The 21694-nt window shown below is 60.0% G+C and carries 19 protein-coding genes; 7 read left to right on the top strand and 12 right to left on the bottom strand.

What is annotated here, in order from left to right; translation table 11 throughout:
- The first annotated feature begins 65 nt into the window (after window positions 1-65).
- Window positions 66-2618 carry a bifunctional diguanylate cyclase/phosphodiesterase gene (locus B9Z43_RS10865; RefSeq protein ID WP_233253958.1) on the top strand — a complete coding sequence of 851 codons (2553 nt, stop codon included), beginning with the start codon at window positions 66-68 and terminating at the stop codon, window positions 2616-2618.
- 82 nt (window positions 2619-2700) lie between these two features.
- Here the strand turns inward: B9Z43_RS10865 and B9Z43_RS10860 are convergent, their stop codons facing one another.
- From B9Z43_RS10860 to paaZ, 4 genes are all read right to left on the bottom strand, one after another.
- Window positions 2701-3105, bottom strand: a complete 405-nt coding sequence (locus B9Z43_RS10860; protein WP_108325333.1) for a YkgJ family cysteine cluster protein — start codon at window positions 3103-3105, stop codon at window positions 2701-2703.
- An 8-nt stretch (window positions 3106-3113) separates the two neighbouring features.
- Window positions 3114-4148, bottom strand: coding sequence for a zinc-binding dehydrogenase (locus B9Z43_RS10855; protein ID WP_108325330.1), 1035 nt, complete (start codon window positions 4146-4148; stop codon window positions 3114-3116).
- A 17-nt stretch (window positions 4149-4165) separates the two neighbouring features.
- The gene (locus B9Z43_RS10850; RefSeq protein WP_108325327.1) at window positions 4166-4780 is read right to left on the bottom strand and encodes a class I SAM-dependent methyltransferase; all 615 of its coding nucleotides are present in this window, start codon (window positions 4778-4780) and stop codon (window positions 4166-4168) included.
- A 113-nt stretch (window positions 4781-4893) separates the two neighbouring features.
- A complete protein-coding gene (paaZ, locus tag B9Z43_RS10845; protein WP_108325325.1) occupies window positions 4894-6939 on the bottom strand; it encodes a phenylacetic acid degradation bifunctional protein PaaZ in 2046 nt (681 codons plus the stop codon).
- Window positions 6940-7205: 266 nt separating this feature from the next.
- Here paaZ and B9Z43_RS10840 point away from each other — a divergent pair, with 266 nt between their 5' ends.
- The 5 genes from B9Z43_RS10840 to B9Z43_RS10820 all read left to right on the top strand — a co-directional run bounded on the left by B9Z43_RS10840 (window position 7206) and on the right by B9Z43_RS10820 (window position 11482).
- Complete coding sequence (locus B9Z43_RS10840; RefSeq protein ID WP_108325322.1) at window positions 7206-8417, top strand: 3-hydroxybenzoate 6-monooxygenase; 1212 nt, start codon at window positions 7206-7208, stop codon at window positions 8415-8417.
- 16 nt (window positions 8418-8433) lie between these two features.
- Window positions 8434-9471: a cupin domain-containing protein gene (locus B9Z43_RS10835; RefSeq protein ID WP_108325320.1), complete on the top strand. Its 1038-nt coding sequence runs from the start codon at window positions 8434-8436 to the stop codon at window positions 9469-9471.
- Between the two features lie 113 nt (window positions 9472-9584).
- The gene (locus tag B9Z43_RS10830) at window positions 9585-10286 is read left to right on the top strand and encodes a fumarylacetoacetate hydrolase family protein (protein WP_108325317.1); all 702 of its coding nucleotides are present in this window, start codon (window positions 9585-9587) and stop codon (window positions 10284-10286) included.
- A gap of 87 nt (window positions 10287-10373) precedes the next feature.
- A complete protein-coding gene (gene maiA, locus B9Z43_RS10825; RefSeq protein ID WP_108325314.1) occupies window positions 10374-11009 on the top strand; it encodes a maleylacetoacetate isomerase in 636 nt (211 codons plus the stop codon).
- A 92-nt stretch (window positions 11010-11101) separates the two neighbouring features.
- Window positions 11102-11482, top strand: coding sequence for a BLUF domain-containing protein (locus tag B9Z43_RS10820; protein WP_158270105.1), 381 nt, complete (start codon window positions 11102-11104; stop codon window positions 11480-11482).
- A gap of 4 nt (window positions 11483-11486) precedes the next feature.
- Here the strand turns inward: B9Z43_RS10820 and B9Z43_RS10815 are convergent, their stop codons facing one another.
- Window positions 11487-12488: an aldo/keto reductase gene (locus B9Z43_RS10815; protein WP_108325309.1), complete on the bottom strand. Its 1002-nt coding sequence runs from the start codon at window positions 12486-12488 to the stop codon at window positions 11487-11489.
- 72 nt (window positions 12489-12560) lie between these two features.
- Between B9Z43_RS10815 and B9Z43_RS10810 the strand changes: the two genes are divergently transcribed.
- Window positions 12561-13373 (top strand): IclR family transcriptional regulator C-terminal domain-containing protein, encoded by an 813-nt coding sequence (locus B9Z43_RS10810; protein WP_108325609.1) that lies wholly within the window; start codon window positions 12561-12563, stop codon window positions 13371-13373.
- Window positions 13374-13398: 25 nt separating this feature from the next.
- Here the strand turns inward: B9Z43_RS10810 and B9Z43_RS10805 are convergent, their stop codons facing one another.
- The 7 genes from B9Z43_RS10805 to B9Z43_RS10775 all read right to left on the bottom strand — a co-directional run bounded on the left by B9Z43_RS10805 (window position 13399) and on the right by B9Z43_RS10775 (window position 21693).
- Window positions 13399-14763 carry a helix-turn-helix domain-containing protein gene (locus B9Z43_RS10805; protein WP_158270104.1) on the bottom strand — a complete coding sequence of 455 codons (1365 nt, stop codon included), beginning with the start codon at window positions 14761-14763 and terminating at the stop codon, window positions 13399-13401.
- A 420-nt stretch (window positions 14764-15183) separates the two neighbouring features.
- Complete coding sequence (locus B9Z43_RS10800) at window positions 15184-15936, bottom strand: ABC transporter ATP-binding protein (RefSeq protein ID WP_108325304.1); 753 nt, start codon at window positions 15934-15936, stop codon at window positions 15184-15186.
- A gap of 1 nt (window position 15937) precedes the next feature.
- A complete protein-coding gene (locus tag B9Z43_RS10795; protein WP_108325301.1) occupies window positions 15938-16684 on the bottom strand; it encodes an ABC transporter ATP-binding protein in 747 nt (248 codons plus the stop codon).
- Window positions 16681-17655: a branched-chain amino acid ABC transporter permease gene (locus B9Z43_RS10790; RefSeq protein ID WP_108325299.1), complete on the bottom strand. Its 975-nt coding sequence runs from the start codon at window positions 17653-17655 to the stop codon at window positions 16681-16683. Before B9Z43_RS10790 ends, B9Z43_RS10795 begins: the two co-directional genes overlap by 4 nt.
- Window positions 17652-18527 (bottom strand): branched-chain amino acid ABC transporter permease, encoded by an 876-nt coding sequence (locus B9Z43_RS10785; RefSeq protein ID WP_108325296.1) that lies wholly within the window; start codon window positions 18525-18527, stop codon window positions 17652-17654. Before B9Z43_RS10785 ends, B9Z43_RS10790 begins: the two co-directional genes overlap by 4 nt.
- Before the next feature lie 122 nt (window positions 18528-18649).
- Window positions 18650-19780 (bottom strand): ABC transporter substrate-binding protein, encoded by a 1131-nt coding sequence (locus tag B9Z43_RS10780; protein ID WP_108325293.1) that lies wholly within the window; start codon window positions 19778-19780, stop codon window positions 18650-18652.
- 173 nt (window positions 19781-19953) lie between these two features.
- The gene (locus B9Z43_RS10775; RefSeq protein WP_108325291.1) at window positions 19954-21693 is read right to left on the bottom strand and encodes an FAD-dependent oxidoreductase; all 1740 of its coding nucleotides are present in this window, start codon (window positions 21691-21693) and stop codon (window positions 19954-19956) included.
- Window position 21694: the final 1 nt, after the last annotated feature.

Genomic DNA, 21694 nt, shown 5'->3' with positions numbered 1-21694 from the left:
TGAAGTCGCTCAAAACCCAGATCAGCCACGATGTTTTCAGGCTGTTTGGTGCCTACATCCTGGGGGTGACATCGATCAGCATGCTCTTGGCCATTTACGGGATTTTTTTCTACCAGCAAGAAGAGTTCAGGCATTACAAGGCATTGATCTCCACACGACTGGGTTCCGAAATCAGCGCATCCTTCCGACAAGCCAACGATTTGGCACAGTCTCCCGGGGTCTGGACCGGGCTGACTGACTCGGTGGGAAGGGCTTCGTATCTCCTGCCGCTGTTGGAAAAATCCAATCAAAACAAGTACTACAAGTTTGACCTTCTTGATTACCGTGGCAGATTTTTCATCCACAGCAGCAACGCTGTGGGTTTGCTTTTGGACAACCCTTCAAATATCCAGAGAACAATTGACGACAGCCAGCCCCATTTGGAAGTGGTCAGCATTGACCAGACCGACTATCTGACGGCCAGCATGCCGATCTCGGCCAACTTCACGGACAGCACCCTCGGCGTGGTTTTGCTGCACATGGATCTCGACAAGATCATGACCACGCTGAATTTTCCTGATGACTTGAATATCAAGTTCAGCCTTTCGCCATTTGTAGAAACCGCGTCTGATCTTTCCAAGCACAGCGATGCATTCAAATTTGAATGGAACGATGTCGGCAAAGACTACGCCATCCACATCCAACTGCAACAAAGTTATTTATCTGCTTTCCTGTTTGTCATGACAGGGCTGGGGGCCTCATTGGCCTGTGGAGGCCTGCTGTTTTTTGGGCTCAGGCGCTGGACCCGACTTTTTTCAGAACGCACCACACGCAGGCTCGACGATCTTGTGCAACTGGCCTCTGACACCGTCGAGGGACGGGGTGATGGCTCCCTCATTGACCATACCGGCGATGAAATTGCCAAGGTGTCAAACGCCTTGCAAAGCATGCTGGAAAAGCAAAGACTGGCAACGCAGAAACAGACGATTTTCTCTAGGGTGTTCGAGACCGCGGCTGAGGCCATTTTGATCACGAACAAACAGGGTCTGGTGGTGGAGGTGAATACCGCATTGACAGACATGACCGGTTACACCAAAGACGAACTGCTCAACCACCCTGCCGGTCGGCTGTACATCCAGGACGAGATGAGCATCGATTTTCCAACTATTGCCGAAAGCGTGCGGGAACGCGGCACCTGGCGTGGTGAAACTTATTTTTTAAGCAAACAGAAAACGCCCTTGCCTGTGCTGCTGTCGGTGTCCACTTTGCTGGATGCCCATGGCATGAGTCAGGGGCATGTTTCTGTTTTTTCAGACATCCGGGCCATTCGGGAGGCGGAAAAAAAACTCAAGGATCTGTTGAACGAAGACCAATTGACCGGATTGCCAAATTACCGGGGATTTCTGAAATACATCCAACAAAAAGGGGATACGTCGAAATTTGCCATGTTGTTCATCGACCTGGACAACTTCAAAAACATCAACGACACATTTGGGCACGATCAAGGCGACGAGGTGATTCGCCAAATCGCACAACATCTCAAAGCCAAGCTGCCCACAGGCAATTTCTTATGTCGCCGCTCGGGCGATGAATTCATAGCCGTGCTGGATGTTCATGAACCGCTCGCCGATTTTCAGGACAAGTTGAACCTGATTTTCAAACCCGCTGTTTTCAACGTCAACCACATGGGCACCGTGCACATCACTGCGACTTTCAGTGCGGGAGCGGCTTTGTTTCCTGATCACTCCCGATCGATCCATGAGCTGCTGATCTATGCGGATACAGCGCTGCTCAGTGCCAAGGAATCCGGGCGCAATCAGATCCAATGGCTCAATGCCCAGATGCTGGCGGCCACCTCCCGAAAAAGCAAAGTCGACAGCAAGCTGGCCGTGGCCATTCGCGAAGGCCGCATCTTCCCGCATTACCAAGCCGAAGTGGATCTGCTCACCGGGAAAATCATTGGGGTTGAAGCCTTGGCGCGGTGGCATGACGAAGAACTGGGCATGGTCAGCCCAGCAGAGTTCATCCCCTTGGCCGAGCAATCGGGCGCCATAGACCCACTGACACAAAACTTGTTCGCCCAAATCATCCAAGACAGCCGCGCGATACGCACGCGCTTTCCGGGCGCGACCATCGCTTTGAATTCATCACCTCAACTGCTGTCCGGAAAACGTCTGTTGACGATGCTGACACATCTGGCGTCAGAACTTGACAATGGATTGGATGGTTTTGTGCTGGAAATCACAGAAACGGATTTCGCCCTGAGTGCGCAAGAGTTGGCCAGTCAACTTCAAGCCATCATGCGGTTGGGCGTACGAATCGCGATCGATGATTTCGGCAAGTCCTATTCATCCCTTTTCCGTTTGGCCAGCATGCCGATTCAAAAATTGAAAATTGACATGTCATTCACAGCCGGCATGGAGCGGGAAGAAAACATCAAAATCATTTCCGGAATTCTGGCTTTGGCGCAATCGCTGCGGCTGGAGGTGACGGCGGAAGGCGTTGAAAACCGATTTCAGCAAGACACACTGATCAAGCTGGGTTGCCAACAAGCTCAGGGCTTTTTTTATTCAAAGCCCTTGAGTCTCCAGGAACTCCTCACGCTGCCCGACCATTTGGTTCCAGCGAAAACCCCATGAAAATCGCTACAAATCAAACACCCTATTTTTGACCCAAACTGACCGGGGCGTCACGGTCTGGACGCCCTTGATCGAGCGGCTTTCAACGCGACTGTGCTCTGTTGCCGTAAGGACAATGGTTCGGGCGTGGCCCCACTTGGGGATGCAAGCGGCAGGTGTTGGGGCGTTTGTCGTAGACCGTGCAACGCCGCGTCTTGGCGTCCAAAAACTGGCAATCGCCACTGGCACGGCGGGCCAGGCTGAAGATGCTGTTTTTAAAATTGAAGTGGTCGATCAACCCCGCCTTGGACAAGCGCTTGGCGATCTGCTTGGGGTCTTCGTGCTCGGCTTCAAACGGGTCCACCAGCTCCAGGCGCACCAGATCGGCCATCTTGACCTCGACCGGCATCGTGCAGCAATTGGCCGCGCAGCTGTCGCACAAGCCGTTTTTGTAACGGGTCCAAGTTTCGCAACGGTCAACGTCAACAACGGCAATGGGAGATCTCATGGCATGGATTATCCCCGGATGCGCACCGCCAGCTTGCCGAACTGCTGACCACTGGCCAGGCGATCCAGTGCCGCATGGATCTCGTCCAGGTCGTACGTGTGTTCGATGAGGGGCCGCACGCCCTGCTGCTGGCAAAACTGGGTGAGTTGTTGAAGCTCCGCCAGATTACCCAAGGTCGAGCCCAGGATCTGCAACTGACGGATGAACACCCGGCGCAGATCGGCTCCGGGCTGGTCGCCGGTGGTGGCGCCGCAGGTCACGATGCGCCCGCCCCGCACGGCCGAGCGCAAGGCGCTGTCCCAAACGGCCGCGCCCACGTTTTCGAACACCACATCCACCCCGCGCTTGCCGGTCAGGCGCATGACTTCCTGCACCACGTCCTGTTCGCGGCTGTGGATGGCGGCGTCGGCCCCCAGCGCCAGCGCACGGTCCAATTTTTCCCGGCTGGTGGAGGTGACAAAGACGCGTGCACCAATGGCCTTGGCCAGCTGCAGGCCTGCCAATGACACACCGCCCCCGATGCCAAAAATCAGCACCGTCTCGCCCGCTTGCAGCCGGGCGCGGCTGGTCAACATGCGCCAGGCCGTGAGGTGGTTCACGCCCAGAGCGGCCGCTTCTTCAAAGCTCCAGCCATCGGGCATGGGCACCAAGTTGCGGGCGGGCACGCTGATGTATTCAGACAAAGTGCCGTCGCGGTGCTCACCCAGCAAGCTCATGCGGGTGCACAGCACCTCTTCGCCTCTTTGGCAAAACTCGCAGGTACCGCACACCACGGCGGGGTACACCAGTACCGCTTGCCCGATGTGCAGGCCGTGATCGCCCTCATCCAGCGCCTCAATGACGCCCGCGCCATCGAGCCCCATGGTCTGCGGCAGCGTGTGGGTGATGCCCGCGCCGCTGTCGCGCATGTACAGGTCCACCCGGTTGAGTGTGGCCGCGTGCATGCGTACCAGCACCTCGCCCGGTTGACGCTCTGGCATGGGCCTTTCGCCCATGGTGACCACTTCGTTGCCGCCGTGGCCGGTCAGGTACGCCGCTTTCATGTTCGATCCTTGTGAGTTCAAGACGCTTGGGCTTCGCCCCAATAGTGGAAAGTCATCGGGCGCGGTCCTGCCAAATAAGCCGCTTGCGTGGTGGCGGCAAAGCCTGCGGTGTCGAGCAAACTGGGAATGTCGCGCCCCAGATGACAACCACCCGCCAGCGGACCCCAAAGCGGCTGCAAACGGTCTTGCCAGCGGCGCACGTTGGCGTCGGGCGCGCGGCCATGCTCGCAAAACAGCAGCTTGCCCCCCGGCACCAGCACCCGGCGCATTTCGCGCAGAGCCTGCGCCGCATCGGGGATGCTGCACAGGGTGTAGGTGCAGACCACGGTGTCAAAGCTGGCGTCATCTGCGGGCAATTGTTCCGCCGACAGGCCCATCAGCTCCACTTCGATGCCCGCCTCTCGGCTGCGTTTTTGGGCCAGACGGTGCATCTGCATGGCAGGGTCTACGCCCACCAAGCGGGTGATGCGGCTGCGGTCGTAAAACGGCAAATTGCGCCCGGTGCCCATGCCCACTTCGAGCACACGGCCATGGGCTTGCGGCACCAACTGGCGGCGCTGCTTTTGCACCATGGGCAGGCCGCAGGCGATGTCGATCAAGTAAGGCAGCAAGTGACGGTCGTACCAATTCATGGGGGTATTGTCAGCGGGCTTCTCAGAAGATGGGTTCCCCGGTCAAGCCGGGGAATGACAGCAATGAACTCGTCATCCTCGGGCTTGACCCGAGGATCCATGCCCCCAACCCATCAGCCCTTCTTGGCCACCAAGGTCAAGATGTCATAGCTGGCCACCACTTCGCCCAGCTGGTTGGTGACTTCCACGTCCCAGGCAACCACCCCTTGACCAACGCCGTTCGCGTCTTTCTTTTGGCGGTCGATCTTGCGCTTGGCCGTCAAGCGCGCCTGGATGGTGTCGCCAATGCCCACGGGCTTGATGAAACGCAGGGTGTCCAAGCCGTAGTTGGCCAGCACCGGGCCAGGGGCGGGCGAGACAAACAAGCCCGCCGCAGCCGACAGCACGAAGTAACCGTGCGCGATGCGCTTGCCAAAAGGCGAATCTTTGGCCGCGATCTCGTCGAAGTGCATGTAGAAATAGTCGCCTGACAGGCCACCAAAGGCCACGATATCGGCCTCACCCACGGTGCGGCGGTGGGTGAGCAGGCTCTCGCCAATTTGCAGCTCTTCAAAGTAGCGGCGGAAGGGGTGGACTTCGGTCTCGATCAACTTGGCGCCGCGCATGTACTCGCCCGTGACGGCGGCGATCATGGTGGGTGAGCCTTGCAGCGCGGTGCGTTGCATCAGGTGCTTGACGGCGCGGATGCCGCCCAATTCTTCACCGCCGCCTGCGCGGCCGGGGCCGCCGTGTTTGAGGGGTGGCAGGGGTGAGCCGTGGCCAGTGGACTCCACCGCCGATTCACGGTCGAGGATGTGCAGGCGACCGTGCAACGCTGCGGCGACCGGAATGATGCGGGCTGCGATTTGCGGGTCTTTGGTGACCAGCGTGCCGACCAGGCTGCCTTGGCCGCGAGCGGCCAGTTGCAGCGCTTCGTCGATGCCGTCGTAAGGCATGAGCGTGCTCACAGGGCCAAAGGCTTCCACGTCATGCACGCTGTCGGTCTGCAAAGGCTTTTGGCACAGCAGCAGCGTGGGCTGGAAGAACGCACCACCTTCGACGCCCTGACCCACAGGCTTGAAATCAGCACCACCGCCAAACACCAGCTCAGCGCTTTGGCGCAGCAAGGCCACGCGCTCGGCCACGTCGGCTTGCTGCGAATGTGAGGCCAGCGCGCCCATCTTCACGCCTTCGACGGAAGGGTCGCCCACCACCACTTTGGCCAAACGGGCCTTGAGCTTTTCGGCCACGGCATCCAGGTGCTGGCGCGGCACGATGGCGCGGCGAATCGCCGTGCACTTCTGGCCCGCTTTGACAGTCATTTCACGGGCGACTTCTTTCACGAACAGGTCGAACTCTTCGTCATCGGGCGTCACATCGGGCGCGAGGATGGCGCAGTTGAGCGAGTCGGCTTCGGCGTTGAAGGGGATGCTGTGCTTGACCACGTTGGGGTGCACACGCAGCATGGCGGCGGTGTCGGCCGAGCCGGTGAAGGTCACCACGTCCTGGCCGTTCAGGCGGTCGAGCAGGTCGCCGGTGGAGCCGATCACCAGCTGCAAAGCGCCTGCGGGCAAGATGCCCGATTGCTCCACCAAGCGCACCATGGCTTCGGTCAGGTAGCTGGTCGACGATGCGGGTTTGCCGATGCAAGGCATGCCCGCCAAAAAGCTGGGTGCGAACTTTTCCAAAAGGCCCCAGATGGGAAAGTTGAAGGCGTTGATGTGCACCGCGATGCCACCACGCGGCACCAGGATGTGCGTGCCCGCAAAGCCGCCCTTTTTGCCCAGCGGGAAAGCCGGGCCTTCGTGGATCAGGTTGCCGCTGGGCAGCTCGTTGCTGCCCATGCCGGAATAGGCAAACAAGGTGCCCGCACCGCCTTCGATGTCCACCCAGCTGTCGGCACGCGTGGCGCCCGTGTGGGCCGAGATGGCATACAGCTGCTCTTTGTGCTCACCCAAGTACTTGGCCAGGGCTTTGAGGCGCTGGGCGCGCTCCTGAAAGTCGAGCTTGAGCAAGTTGGGCAGGCCCACGGTGCGGGCGTAATGCACCGCGTCACCAAAGTCGAGTGCTTTGGCATGGGTTTGGTAAACCGTCTGGCCGTTGAGGGCGCTGCGCAGGGCTTGCGCGCCTTGTTGGCCGATCCATTGGCCACCGATGAAACTTTGCAGGACTTGGGACATAGGGTGAGCTTTCTAAATTGAACAAAGCCCGGTCCAAATGAATTAACCAACCGAGCGGTCGGGAAATTCTAGTCGTTTTGGATGTGGCATTCACGGTCGAAGAAGCAGGGGTTTCCCTTGCCTACTTTGGCAAGGGAAACCCCGCCACGTGAGCCCGTGGGTCAAGGGTTTTCCATGATCAGAAGTCACTTGTGCGTGATTCCATGAAATTAATAAGTATGCTTATAATCTCACCACTTTCTTCATGTTCACCCAATGGAGCTTCCATGAGTACAACGCCTTCCCAACTCCCCGTCATCGTCGCAGGTGGTGGCATTGGCGGACTGGCCGCAGCCCTCGCCCTGGTGCGTCAAGGCTTTCTGGTCACCGTGCTGGAACAAGCCCCCGAAATCGGCGAGATCGGCGCGGGCATCCAGCTCGGCCCCAACGCCTTCCACGCGTTTGACGCCCTGGGCATTGGCGACAAGGCCCGTGGCCGTGCGGTGTACACCGACTACATGGTGATGCACGACGCGATCGACGAGTACCAAGTCGGCAAGATCCCCACCGACGAAAAATTCCGCCAGCGCTTTGGCAACCCCTACGCCGTGATCCACCGGGCCGATGTGCACTTGTCCTTACTCGAAGGCGCGCAAGAAACCGGTCAAGTGCAGTTTCACACCAACACCCGCGTGGTGCGCATCGAGCAAGACGACACGGGCGTGACCGTATGGGACCAGAACGGCAAAGCCTTCAAGGGCTGCGCTTTGATTGGAGCCGACGGCGTCAAGTCGGTGGTGCGCGAGCAGTTTGTGGGCGACCCGGCCCGCGTCACGGGCCATGTGGTGTACCGCGCCGTGGTGGACAAAAAAGACTTTCCGCAAGACCTGCAATGGAACGCCGCCGCCATATGGGTGGGCCCCAACTGCCACCTGGTGCACTACCCCTTGCGCGGCGGCGAGCAATACAACGTGGTCGTGACTTTCCACAGCCGCGAACAAGAAGAATGGGGCGTCAAGGACGGCAGCAAAGAAGAAGTGCAAAGCTACTTTCAGGGCATTTGCCCCAAGGCACGTCAGCTGATCGACCTGCCCAAAACCTGGAAGCGCTGGGCCACCGCCGACCGCGAGCCGATTGGCCAATGGACCTATGGCCGCGTCACTTTGCTGGGCGACGCCGCCCACCCCACCACCCAATACATGGCCCAAGGCGCTTGCATGGCCATGGAAGACGCCGTCACTTTGGGCAAAGCCCTGCGCACGCACCACAACAACTGGCCGAAAGCACTGGACATGTACCAACGTGCCCGCGTGGCCCGCACGGCCCGCATCGTGCTATCGAGCCGAGAGATGGGCCGCATCTACCATGCCAAGGGTGTGGAGCGCTTGGTGCGCAATGACTTGTGGCGCGGCCGGGGCGCAGAGCGCTTTTATGATGCGATGGAATGGCTGTACGGCTGGAACGTGGGCAACTGCCTCGATGCCGCTCAAAACACCTGATTGCACGGAGACAAAAATGAACGATCTCGGACGAATCGAAGACCTGCCCAAAGACTATGTGCAGGACCTGCGCGACCTGAATCTGGTGCCCCTGTGGCCCAGCCTGCGCGGCGTGCTGCCGCCCAAGGTGCCCACGCGCCAGACCCAGCCCACTTGCTGGGCTTACAAAGACATCAAGCCGCTCTTGCTCAAAGCGGGCGAGTTGACCCCGATCGAAAAAGCCGAGCGCCGCGTGCTGGTGCTGGCCAACCCCGGTCATGGTCTGGACAAAATGCAGGCCTCAGCCGCCATGTACTTGGGCATGCAACTGCTCATGCCCGGCGAGTGGGCCCCCAGCCACCGCCACACGCCCAACGCGGTGCGCATGGTGGTCGAGGGCGAAGGCGCCTGGACCACGGTGGACGGCGAGAAATGCCCCATGAGCCGGGGCGACTTGATCCTCACGCCCACGGGCCTGTGGCACGAGCACGGCCATGACGGCACCGACCCGGTCATCTGGCTGGACGTGTTGGACCTGCCTCTGGTCTATTACATGGAAGCCAGCTACCACATCAACGGCGACCGCCAGACGGTGCAGCCTGGCCGCAGCGACCAGCAGTACGCACGTGGCGGCGTGGTGCCCAGCCATGTGTTTGATCGCAGCAAAAAGGCCTACCCCATGCTGCGCTACGCCTGGAAAGATGCCAAAGCGGCGTTGGAGGCGCTGGCCGCTGACAACACCGGTTTGGAGCAGGTGCAAGTGACCTACACCAACCCCGAAACCGGCGGCGACGCTGAAAACATCTTGGGCTTTTACGCCCTGATGCTGCGCCCTGGCCAAACCCTGCGCTTGCCTGCCCGCTCGCCCGCCCAGGTGTTCCACGTCATCGAAGGCGCGGTGCAAGCGCAAATCGTGGCCAGCACCTTCACACTGGCCGAAGCCGACACCTGCTGCGCGCCCGGCTATGAGGCCGTGACGCTTAAAAACATGAAGGCCGATCAAGCAGCCTTCATCTTCATCGCCGACGAATCGCCGCTGCACCGCAAGCTGGGTGTGTACGAAAACCGCGGCTGACATGACGCACCACCGTCATCGCGAGGAGCGAAGCGACGTGGCGATCCAGCAATGGATTGCCACGCTTCGCTCGCAATGACGAATTCAAAAAATACAAACACTGAAACCACTCAATGACCTCTTACCTCTTCACCCCGCCCGCCGTTCAATCTTTGCCCATTCGCGGCAAAACCGAGCGCTTCCCCATCAACCGCATCTTCTGCGTGGGCCGCAACTACCATGCACACGCCGTCGAGATGGGCCGTCCGGTCGACAAGAGCGTTGAGCAAGCCTTCTACTTCACCAAGTCGCCCCAGACCCTGGTAGAAAGCGGCGCGACCGTGGCCTACCCTCCCCGCACCAGCAACTACCACTTCGAGATGGAGCTGGTGTTGGCCATTGGCAAAGAAGGTTTTCGCGTGAGCGAAGCCAACGCGCATGAACTGGTGTATGGCTACGCCGCAGGTCTGGACATGACCCGCCGCGACCTGCAACTGGTGGCACGCGACAAGGGCCGCCCCTGGGACACGGGCAAGGACATCGAGCAAGGCTCGGTCTGTACCGAGATCGTGCCCATGCCCGGCGTGGTGATCGAGAACGGCGCCATTGCCCTCGAAGTCAACGGCACGACCAAGCAATCGTCCAACGTGGACAAGCTGATCTGGAACATCCGCGAAATCATCGCCGACTTGTCGACCTACTACCACCTGCAACCCGGCGACCTGATCTACACCGGCACACCCGAAGGCGTGGGTGCGGTGGTGACCGGTGACCAGATCACCGGCCGTGTCGAAGGCGTGGCCGAGGTGGCGCTGACGATTGGCGCTGCCGAGTAAGGCGGCTGCCCATCAGAAAAGTGCGGACCTCCATCACAATGCATGGATTGCCGCGCTTTGCTCGCAATGACAAACAATGAACCGTCCATGAAGCTCTACAACTTTTTCCGAAGCGGCACCTCGCACCGCCTGCGCATTGCGCTCAACCTCAAAGGCATCGCCACCGACTATGTGGCCGTCGATCTGCGGGTCGAAGAACACCTGAAAGACGCCTTCAAGTCGGTCAACCCGCAGCAGCTGGTGCCCGCGCTCGACACCGGCGAGCAAGTGCTGATCCAGTCGCCCGCCATCATCGAGTGGCTGGAAGAAAAGTACCCCAGCCCTGCCCTGCTGCCCGCAGGTTCTGACGAACGTGCCCATGTGCGTGCGCTGGCGGCGATTGTGGGCTGCGACATCCACCCGCTCAACAACCGCCGCATTCTGGAAACTTTGCGCAAGCAGTTCGGCGCCAACGAAGACGCCATCAACGCCTGGTGCGCCACTTGGATCAGCGCGGGCTTTGACGCCTATGAAGCCCTGCTGGCCGCCGACACAAAGCGCGGTGCATTCAGCTTTGGCAACACGCCCACCCTCGCCGATGTGTATTTGATCCCGCAAGTGGAAAGCTCGCGCCGCTTCAAGGTGGACCTGACACGTTGGCCCCTGATCTGCGCGGTTGAGAAAGCTTGCAACGCGCTGGAAGCGTTCCAAAAAGCGGCACCAGGCGCACAGCCCGACGCCTGAGCGATGGGCTGGGCGGTGCCTTTGGCGCTGTCAGTTTCAAACAATGCAGGTCCGGATAATTCGGCAGGATTCATTTCTGCCCGAGTTTCACCGTGTTAGAACGCTTGGTTTACCGCTCCAAAACCACCCACAAGCTGGGCAGTCTGCATTTGTTCAACCTGTTGAGCCTGTGCCGCGAGAAAAACAAGCGCCTGAACATCACGGGGCACCTGCTCTACACCGAAGAAATCTTTGTGCAATGCATCGAAGGGCCGCCCTCGTCCATCGAAGGTCTGTGGCAAAGCCTGCTGCGCGATGAACGGCACCACGACATCGAATTGCTGTCCCGTGGGCCTCTTCAAGAGCGGCACTTTACCGACTGGAGCATGGCTTTTTCCAGCTATGCGCACTTCAACAAATACAACATCGCTGGCTTTTTCCCGATCGACCGCGACGGCATGAACGATGCCGCCAAACGCTGCTCGGGCGACTGAGCCTTCAGGCAAACACCTCGGTATCGACTTCGCTGTTGGCCTGGTCGTTGTAGCGGTCACCGGCCACGGTGTTCTGGTTGATGAGCGCTTCCACACGCGTGATCAAACTGGCATCGAGCAGCACATCCACCGCCGCCAGATCGTCCAGCAAATGGTCGACCGAGGTGGTGCCCGGGATCGGGAGGATGTCTTCGCCCTTGTGCAGCAACCAGGCCAGCGCCAGCTGTGAGGGGCTGCAACCGGCCTCTTGCGCCAGCGCGTTGTAGGCGGGCAAGAGCTTCAGATTGGCGGCGTAATTGGCAGGCGCAAAGCGCGGCATGGTGCGGCGGATGTCTTTGGCGTCCAGATTTTCAAGGTCCAGCGGACCGCACAAAAAGCCACGTGCCACCGGGCTGAAAGCCACAAAGGCGGTGCCCAATTCGCGGCAGGCCTGCAACACCGCGATCTCGGGGTTGCGCGTCCACAGCGAATACTCGGTCTGCACGGCGGCAATCGGGTGCACCGCATGCGCTTTGCGCAGCGTGCTGGCCGACACCTCCGACAGGCCGATCGTCTGGATCTTGCCCTGGCGCACCAAATCGCTCAGAGCGCCCACGCTGTCTTCGATGGGCACGCTCTTGTCCCAGCGGTGCAGGTAGTACAGGTCGATCACCTCGGTTTGCAGGCGACGCAATGCGTCTTCGCAGGTCTTTTTGATCGTCTCGGGCCGGCCGTCGATCACACGCACCTTGGTGCCATCGCCCTTGTCCACCCCTTGCATGCCGCATTTGCTGGCCAGGGTGAATTTCTGGCGGTGCGGCTTCAGCACTTGGCCCACCAGCATTTCGTTGGCACCGAAGCCATACAAAGCGGCGGTGTCGAAAAAGTCCACGCCCTGGTCGAGCGCGGTGAGCAAGACCCGCTCGCCTTGTTCGGCAGAGACGGGGGCGCCATAAGCATGGCTGAGGTTCATGCAGCCCAGGCCAATGGCGCTGACGTTGAAGGGGCCTAATTTGCGGTGTTTCATGCACTGATCTTAGTGGCAAATGCCGATCAGGCCAGCAGGAGCGGGCCAAGCAAGACGGCAAAGCGCACACCCATGTTCGATAATCGCACACCCCCACTGGAGCTTGCCTTGCCCCCCACCGAAACCACATCACTCGATGCCCGTGACTGGATTGCCGGTCTTGAAAAAGGCCTGTCCATCATCGAAGCCTTTGACGCGGCCCACACCCGCCTGACCGCCACCGAAGCCGGACTGCGTTGCAACATGACGCGCACGGCCGCACGCCGTTACCTGAAAACACTGGCGCATCTGGGTTATGTGGGCACAGACGGCAAGCTCTTTTGGTTGATGCCGCGCATCTTGCGACTCGGTCATGCCTACCTGGAGTCCGCCCGCCTGCCACGCTTGGTGCAACCGTTTTTGCAGCGCATCACCGCAGGCACCGAAGAGATCGCTTACCTGGGCGTGGTCGATGGTGACGACACCGTCTTCATCGCCCGCAGCGACAGCCACCGCCACACCTCCAGTGGCTACCTGCCCGGCTCACGCATGCAAGTGCAAGTCACGGCGGCCGGCCTGGCTGTGCTGGCCAGCATGGACGAAGCGGCGATGGACCAGTGGCTGGACACGCATGAACTGCGCGCGTTCACTTCGTACACCGTCTCCAGCAAGGCCGCTTTGCGCCAGGAACTGATCCACTTCAAGCGCCAAGGCTGGGCCGTGTCCGAGCAGCAGCTGGAGCTGAATTTCCGGGGCATCGCCGTGCCGCTGCTGGACCGCAACAACGTCGCCCACGGAGCGATCAGCGTGACCATGCCCATCAACCGCGAAGTGACCGACCATGCCCTGCACCGCCTGCTGCCGGTGATGCAGGAGGCCGCCCGCAATTTGCGCCCCTTGCTCTGAGCGCCCGAGCAGCCCCGCTCAAAGCTCACAGCTCAGGGCGAGCGGACGGCTGTGAGGACCTGTCAAAAAAGTTCCAAGGCATGCTTTGCGCATCCACTTTTTCAAGCCGCCCCGGCTGCGCCAGTTGGTGCCAGTTGTCGATCAAATTGGCATTGGCCGAAATCAAATGCCCTTCGGGGTCCTTGAACCAGACCATGTAAGGCTGCTTGACCAGCATCTCCTGCTGCTCACGCTCACGCGCCAGCTTTTGGGCCGCCTCGCGTTTTTCCTGCGTCACATCGATCAGCACCAATTGGCACTCCTGCCCCTCATCGTCCAGCGTGGCTTCGATGCGCACCATGATCTCGGCCCGGTGATCGGTTCCGCACAAAGTGATTTCGCAATGACGTCGGCATTTGCCACTGAGCACTTCTTCCAGAAAATCGGCAAACCGAGGTTGGTCCGAAAGCTGGATGAAGTTCTGAAATGGTTTGGCCCGGCTTTGAGAGCGCTGGATGTCCAGCATGATGGCCCCCGCCAAATTGGTCTGCACCACCTGCCCTTGGGCATTCAAGCTCACAAAGCCAACGGGCGCGAAATCGTAGGCGTCCTGGTACTTTTGCAACAGCGTGCCATCTTCGGGCTCTGAACAGCCATCGTCCACAGACCGCAAGGGAGGCAAATCGCCCATGCGCCCAACGTGTTCAAACAAGCGGCTGGTTTCCGCATTGACCAAAGAAAAGCACTCACACACCCCTGAGGTCAAACCACCCCGGTCGAGGATGGCGATTTTGCCGCGCCCACTGGCCACATGACCCGCCGCCTGCAACTTGCCCAGGGCTTGCGTGACCGATTCACGGCGAACCCCCAGCATGTTGGAGATCATCTCGTGTGTCACGCGCAGCTGGTCACTGTCCAAGGCATCCTGATTGGTCAACAACCAATAGCACAGCCGCTCAATGACCGAATGGTGTCCGATGCACACAATGCTTTGCGACATCTGGGTGATCAAGACCTGCACATAGCAAAGCGCCAGCTGTTGCAGTGCACTGCAACGGGACAACTCCTCGACGAAGACATGGGTCGGCATGCGGTAGCTTCTTCCCGAGCACTGCACCATGACACGGTGGTTCATGGACGTGCTGCCCAAAGCCAGCGACACCCCCACCATCCCATCACGGCCGATCATGGCCAGCTCGGAAGAATCACCGTCTTGCGTGTTGGACACCAGCGATGCGGTGCAGCTGGTCGGGAAATACACAAAATCCAGCGCATCCCCCGGCTCGCACACCACCTGACCCGATACCCAATCGACCGGCTTGAGATGCTCGGCCATGCGGGCGTAGTCGCTCAAGGGGATACCGGCCAGAATTCGGTTTTGACGCGCACTGTCAACGAAGGGGTAATTCATCTCGATCTTTCGGTACATCGCAACGGCTGCCAAGCGTCGCTGTTGAACATCGAATGACCTTGATTGCTTGAGCAGATCAGGCTTGCACCATGGCCATCCACTGAGAAGTCATGTTCTGGCAATTGCGTTGCACCGACCACTGATCAAACGGTATGAATGTCTACACATGCACGGCTATGCCTTTTGGGCTGGGACACCGCAAGGTGTACGCACAAACCGGCATGGGCCTACCCTTTACTGCTGAGGACACCACAGGCCAGCAAGCCTGGATGTTTCGCAACGCAGCTTGCCCGCCTGCAACCTGCTGAAATGGCGCGCTCCCCTCCCCATGAAAAACACCTCAAAGTTGGGATGGGTGTCCCAACTTTGAGGTGCAGATCACAAGGGCGCCGCTGTCGTGATGGCGATGGCGAACCGGTCTCAGACCGAAGCGGCCGCAGTGGTGTGCGCACCACCCAAAAACAGACGTTCCATTTGCGGATCGGCCAAAATTTCGGCAGCCGATTTGTAGAGCACCAAACGGCCCGACTCCAACGCGATGGCGTTGTCCGAATACTTGAGCGCGCTCTTGACGTTTTGCTCCACCATCAGCACCGTGGTGCCCTGGTCGGCCAGCTTGCGCAGCAGCTTGAACACGTCTTGCACCACCATGGGCGACAAGCCAATCGAGGGCTCGTCGATCAGCAAGACCTTGGGGCGCAGCAGCAAGGCGCGGCCGATCTCCAGCTGCTTTTGCTCACCGCCCGACAGGGCCGAGGCGCGTGAGTTCATGCGCTCTTTCACCCGTGGGAAGAATTCCAGCACTTCCGGGATGCGTTCGTGCGTGGTCTTCATGCCCAGCGTGATGCCGCCCAGCTCCAGGTTTTCATACACACTGAGCTGGCCAAACAGGTTGCGGCCTTGCGGGACAAAAGCGATGCCATCGGCCAACAGCGCTTTTTGCGTGGCACCCGTGATGTCCTTGCCGTTGAGCAAGACCTTGCCTTGGCGAGGTTTGAGCAAGCCGAACAGCGTTTTGAGCACGGTGGACTTGCCTGCGCCGTTGGGGCCGATCAGCAGCGTGATCGAGCCCTTGGGCACTTTGAAAGACAGGTTGTTCAGGATCATGAAATCCTTGTAACCCGCGACCACGTCGTCGAATTCGATGCAGGTGTCTGTTGTTGCTGCTGTCATGTCAGTTCCCCAAATAGGCGTCGAGCACCTGCTTGTTGGCGCGGATTTCGTCGGGCGTGCCGATGGCCAAAACCTGGCCCTCCACCATCACCATGATGCGGTGGCACAGGTCCATCACGAAGTCCATGTTGTGTTCGATCACGACAAAACTTCCCTTGCGTGTCTTATTCAGCTCTTTGAGCAAAGTGCTGATGCCGCCCACCAGGGAAGGGTTCACACCGGCGCAAGGCTCGTCCAGCAAGACCAGATCGGGCTCGCTCATGAACGCCATGGCGATGTCCACCAGCTTTTGCTGGCCATAGCTCAGCTCACCGGCCTTCTTGTCGGCCACATGGCGGATGTGGAACTGGTCGATCAGGGCATCGGCCTTGGCACCCAAACCCGAATCGGTGGGCGCAAACATGCGGCTGAACATGGAACCCTGGTGCTCTTGCGCGGCCACGATCAGGTTGTCGCGCACGGTCATCTTGCCAAACACCTGCAGGGTCTGGAAGGTGCGGCCCACGCCACGGCGGTTCAATTCGAGCGGGCCGAGTGTGGTCACGTCCTGGCCGTTGAGCTCAATCTTGCCCTCGTCCGGGGTGATCTGGCCCAGCATGCTGTTGAACAAGGTGGTCTTGCCCGAACCGTTGGGGCCGATCACGCCAAAGATTTCGCCGGGGCGCACTTCGAAAGACACACCGCCCACGGCCTGAATGGCGCCGTAGGCCTTCTTCATGTTGCTGACTTTGAGGACAGGCTGGATCATGCTTTCACTCCTTGGGCAGCGCGAGCGGCCGAAGCAGCGCGTGATTGCCGGCGCGCCTTGAGGCGGTCCGGAATGCTGAGCAAGCCATCAGGCAACCAGATCATGAGCACCACCACCGACGCACCGAAGACGAACAAATACCAGGCTTGCGCAAAGCGCAACCATTCAGGTAACACCACGCCGACCGCCGAGCCCAGAATCGGGCCCAAGAAGTAGCCCGGGCCACCGACCACCACCATGAGGTACATCATGATGGACGCGCCCACAGTGAACAGAGCCGGGTCAATGAACTGCACTTGCGAGGCATAGAGACCTCCGGCCACACCGGCATAGACCGCGCCGATGGCAAAGCTCAGCAAGGTGTAGCTGCGGGTGTCGATGCCCAGACTCTCGGCACGGATGGCGTTGTCACGCAGCGCCGTGAAGGCCTTGCCCCAGGGCGAGCGCAGCAGGCCCCACAAGAGCAGCGCCAGCACGATGGTGAAAAACAGCACCAGATAGTAATAAGCCAAGTTGCCATCGAAGCTGATGCCGCCCAGGCTGGGACGCGCGATGTTGTTGATGCCGTAAGTGCCGCCCGTGAGCCACTCTTCGTTGCGCATCACCAGCCACAAGGCGGTGTTGAAACCCAAGGTGGCAAAGGCCAGGTAGATGGTTTGCACGCGCAGTGCCGGAAAGCCCAGGGCCAAGCCCACCACAAAGCAGAACAAGGCCGCCATCGGCAGGCCGAGCCAGAAGCTCAAACCGGCTTTGAGGAAGATGGCCACGGTGTAAGCCCCGATGCCAAAGAAAGCGGCATGGCCCAGCGACTTTTGACCGGCGTAACCCACCGTCAAGTTCAGGCCCATGGTGGCGATGATGAACACCAGCCAGGTGGTGAACATGTGGATGCCGTAGTTCTTGAGGAAGCCCGGCACGATGATGAGCGCGGCCAAAACGAGCAGCGCGAACAACAGGTTGAGCTTTTTCATACTTTGCGCTCCTCTTTCTTGCCGAGCAGGCCTTGGGGCTTGAACAGGATCACGACCATGAAAATGACCAAAGCCACCGCGTCTTTGTAAGCGGGTGAAATGTAGGCCGCAGCCAGGTTCTCGCAAACACCCACCAGCAAGCCGCCCACCAGCGCACCGCGAGAGTTGTTGAAGCCGCCGATGATGGCGGCAAAAAAGGCCTTGTTGCCCAAGCCCTCACCCATGTCGAACTTGGCCAGATACGTGGGCGTCACCAGCAAGGCGGCCGCAGCGGCCAGGATGGCGTTGATGGCGAAGGTGTAGAAAATCATGCGCGGCACGTTGATACCCAACACCGAAGCGCTTTCGGTGTTTTGTGCCACCGCCTGCATGGCGCGGCCCGTGACGGTCTTGCTCAAAAAGGCTTGCGTGACCAGCACCAGCACCATGGCAAACACAAAGGTGCCCACGTCACCGGCGGAAAACGTCACACCGGCCACGTCAAAAATCACATCAGGGAAGACCTGCGGAAAGGGCTGAGGCTCCGCGCTGTAGCCCGCACGCACGCCGTTGCGCATGGCGATCGACAGACCGATGGTGGCCACGACGATGGGCATCATGCCGTACTTGAACAGAGGATCCACCAGACCGCGCTTGAACAACCAGCCCAAAATCAGAACCGACAGCACGATGCTCAAGGCAAACGCCACATACAGCGACAGGCCCGAGCCCATCAGCATGACCATCATGAAGGCGGGCAGCATGACGAATTCGCCCTGCGCAAAATTGATGGTGCCGGACGCTTGCCACAGCAAAGTGAAGCCCAAAGCCGCCAGCGCATAAATGCTGCCGGTGGCCAGGCCACTGAAGAAGAGTTGTAAAAAGTCGGTCATGGGTGAACTCCGAAAACGGGGGGTGCAGGCCATTCCAAGGCCGCCTGCGCGGGCTCAAGCGGCCCGCTTGGCCGGAAAAAAGGCGGGCCCCAAAGGAGCCCGCCTCGTTTTCAAAACGCCAATTACTTCTTGGCGTTCAACGCAGGCAAGGTGGCGTTGATCACGGGGTGACCGTTCTTCACCTCGACCAGGAAGCTTTCGCGGTCCAGATCGCCTTTGTCGTCAAAGCACACGTCCATCAGGATGCCGGGGTGTTGCTTGGCGCTGAAGCAGCTGTTGCGGATCGCTGCGGCCGTGGCTTTGCGGTCGACCTTGCCAACTTTTTCCATCGCGGCCTTGAGCACGTACATGCCGGTGTAACCCTTGATGCCGTTGTGGTCCGACTCAGATTTGTATTCGGCCTTGTACTTGGCACCGAAAGCCTTGAACGCGGGTGCATCGACCGTCAGACCCACGTGGGCCAAAGCGCCGTTGGCGGCTTCACCGGCCAGCTCGATCACTTTCTGACCGGTCAGTGTGGTTTCACCGATCAGCATTTTTTTGACGCCTTGCTTGCGGAACTCGCGCAGGGCACGGGCCGACTCTTCTTCGTTGGTGTACACGAAGATCGCGTCGGCATCGGTTTGCTTGGCCTTGAGCACGGCAGCGGAGAAGTCCACCTGACCGGCATCGGTCGAGATGTCGGCCACGATCTTGGTGGAGGTGCCTTCCAGCAGTTTGGTCAGGGTGTCACGACCGCCTTTGCCGAAGTCGTTGTTCACGTAGACGATGGCCAAAGTCTTGGCTTTGGAGTTGATGAACTTGGCCAACTTGGGGAAAGACACGCTCTGACCGAAGGCGGTGCGGAACACATAGGGGTTGCCTTGTGCGGTGATGGCTGCCGCTTCACCGCCGGTGAAGTTGGGTGTTTCGCCACGCTTGGATTCGGCCATGGAAACCATGATGGAGCCGGAGTACACGGGGCCAAAAATGGCGAAGGTGTCGTTGTCCACGGCCTTTTGTGTCAAGCCCTTGGCCACGCCCGGGTTGGTCTGGGTGTCTTCCGTGGTGTAGCTGATCTTCTTGCCCAAGATGCCACCCGAAGCGTTGATTTCCTTGATGGCCAGTTCCACGCCGTTCTTGAACACGGTGCCGGCGGTGGTGCCAGGGCCGGACAGTTCGACGATGTTGGCGATCTTGATGTCTTGGGCTTGTGCCAGACCAGACACGGCCAATGCAGCGCAGACGGCCAGGGTTTTCAGGGTAGCTTTCACAGAGGTCTCCTCGTTGGTGGAATCAGGCCAGCTTGCACGGCCAGTGGGTTGAAAAAACGTTTTTCCATGCAGGGCAAGGTGATGGGAATGTAGTGGGCATTTCCATCATCTTGGCGAAGTGGGTGGGGCCGATAGTTCAATGATCGCGCAAATACGATCGATGATCGAACGTATTAGGGGTTAGACCCGAGTTTGGCGGGCGAAGACAAAGCATGCCGGGCCGCCAAATGGGCGAACACCAAACCAGGGCCGATCGTGATGCCGGGGGCCGGGTACACGCCACCCATGATGGAATTCATGTCATTGCCCACGGCATACAAACCGTCAATCGCCTGGCCTTGTGCATGGAGCACCTGCGCATGTTCGTTGGTCTGCAGGCCTTGCGCTGCGCCAATGTCGCCGGGGTAGAGCTTGACGGCGTAGTAAGGGCCTTCGCTGATTTGGCCCAAATTGGGATTGCGGCCACCGGCTGCGGCATCACCGATGTTCTGCTGGTAAGCCGTGACACCGCGCTGGAACTGCGTGTCCACGCCGGTCTGGGCAAAAGCATTGTTGCGTGCCACCGATTGGGCCAAGCCCTCGGGTGAGATGCCCAGCTTGCGGGCCAATGCATCCAGCGTGGCGGCTTCGGTCAGGTAGCCATCGGCCAGAAACGGCGCCAGCCCTTTGCCACCAGGGCGCACCATGCCCATGCCGTATTGACGCAGGGCTTTGGCATCGGCCACCAAATAAGCGGGAATGGCTTGCTGCGCCGACTGCATGCCCAGCGCAAACAGGTGGTACGAAGTGCTCTCGTTCACAAAGCGCGCACCGGCTTGGTTGACGGTGATCATGCCGGGCTTGGCGCGGTCCATCACAAAGTGCGGGAACACCGCCGTGCTGCCATCGGCACGTTTTCGCAAAGAGACCGGCGCCCAGAAGGCGGGGCTTTGTGCGCCCTGCCCTTCAACGGCGCCCAAGCCGCGTGCCAAAGCCTGCGCCTCGCCGGTGTGGCCGGGAGCGGCGGGGCACCACTCGGCGGGAATGCCGGGCAATTTTTCAGCGCGCAAAACCGGGTCGCGGTTGAAGCCGCCACTGGCCAGCACCACGCCATGCTTGGCCAGCACGCGGGCCTTGCCGGTGGCGCTGCTCAAACGCACGGCCACCACCCGGCCTTTGTCGTCGCGCTCCAGTGCATCAACCGAGGTCTTGAGCGCCAAGGTCGCCGTGCCTTGCTTGGACAAGGCATACAGCAAGTGGCCCACCAAGGCATTGCCCATCACCAAACGGGTGCCGCGGGCGTGGGACAGGCGATCGCGCAGATGCCGCCACAGGATGCTGAGCGAATGCTTGAACGAGGGCCAGGACTGGGTCATGGCCAGCAAATGGTTGATGTCGGTGCGGTCCACCATCATGCCGCCGAGCACCGTGAATTCAGGGATTGGCGGGCGCAGCAGCGGGAACAATTCCCCCAGCAAGCGGCCATCGAAAGGCACGGGCTCCAACGCACGGCCATTCAAGGTCGAGCCAGGCAAATCGCTGATGTAGTCCGGATGCTTGGGGTAAGGACGGAACCTCACTGGGGTCTGCGCTTCGATCTTGGCCACGGCCTCGGGACCGCTCTTCAAAAAGGCGTCACGCAAGGCCGCTGGCGCTTGCGAGCCCACAGCATGGTTCAGGTAAGTCGTCACATCGGCCAGGGTGTCGTTTGGGTTGACTGCTGAACCGTGGTGCGTGCCCGGCACCCAGGTCGTACCCGCTGACCAGGCGGTGGTGCCGCCCACAAATTCGGTGCGCTCGACCACCAGCACTTTGGCGCCATCGATGGCGGCAAACAACGCCGCCGACAAACCCGCACCGCCCGCACCGATGACCACCAGGTCAAATTCGGTGCCGTCTTTCAAGCCATCCAAACCGTTCTTCAGGACTTGCATC

Origin of the sequence: Limnohabitans sp. MMS-10A-192, from assembly GCF_003063335.1 — a bacterium.
Lineage (GTDB): Bacteria > Pseudomonadota > Gammaproteobacteria > Burkholderiales > Burkholderiaceae_C > Limnohabitans_A.
The sequence above is the reverse complement of the archived record's forward strand: the minus strand, read 5'-3'. Positions and strand labels throughout refer to the sequence as shown.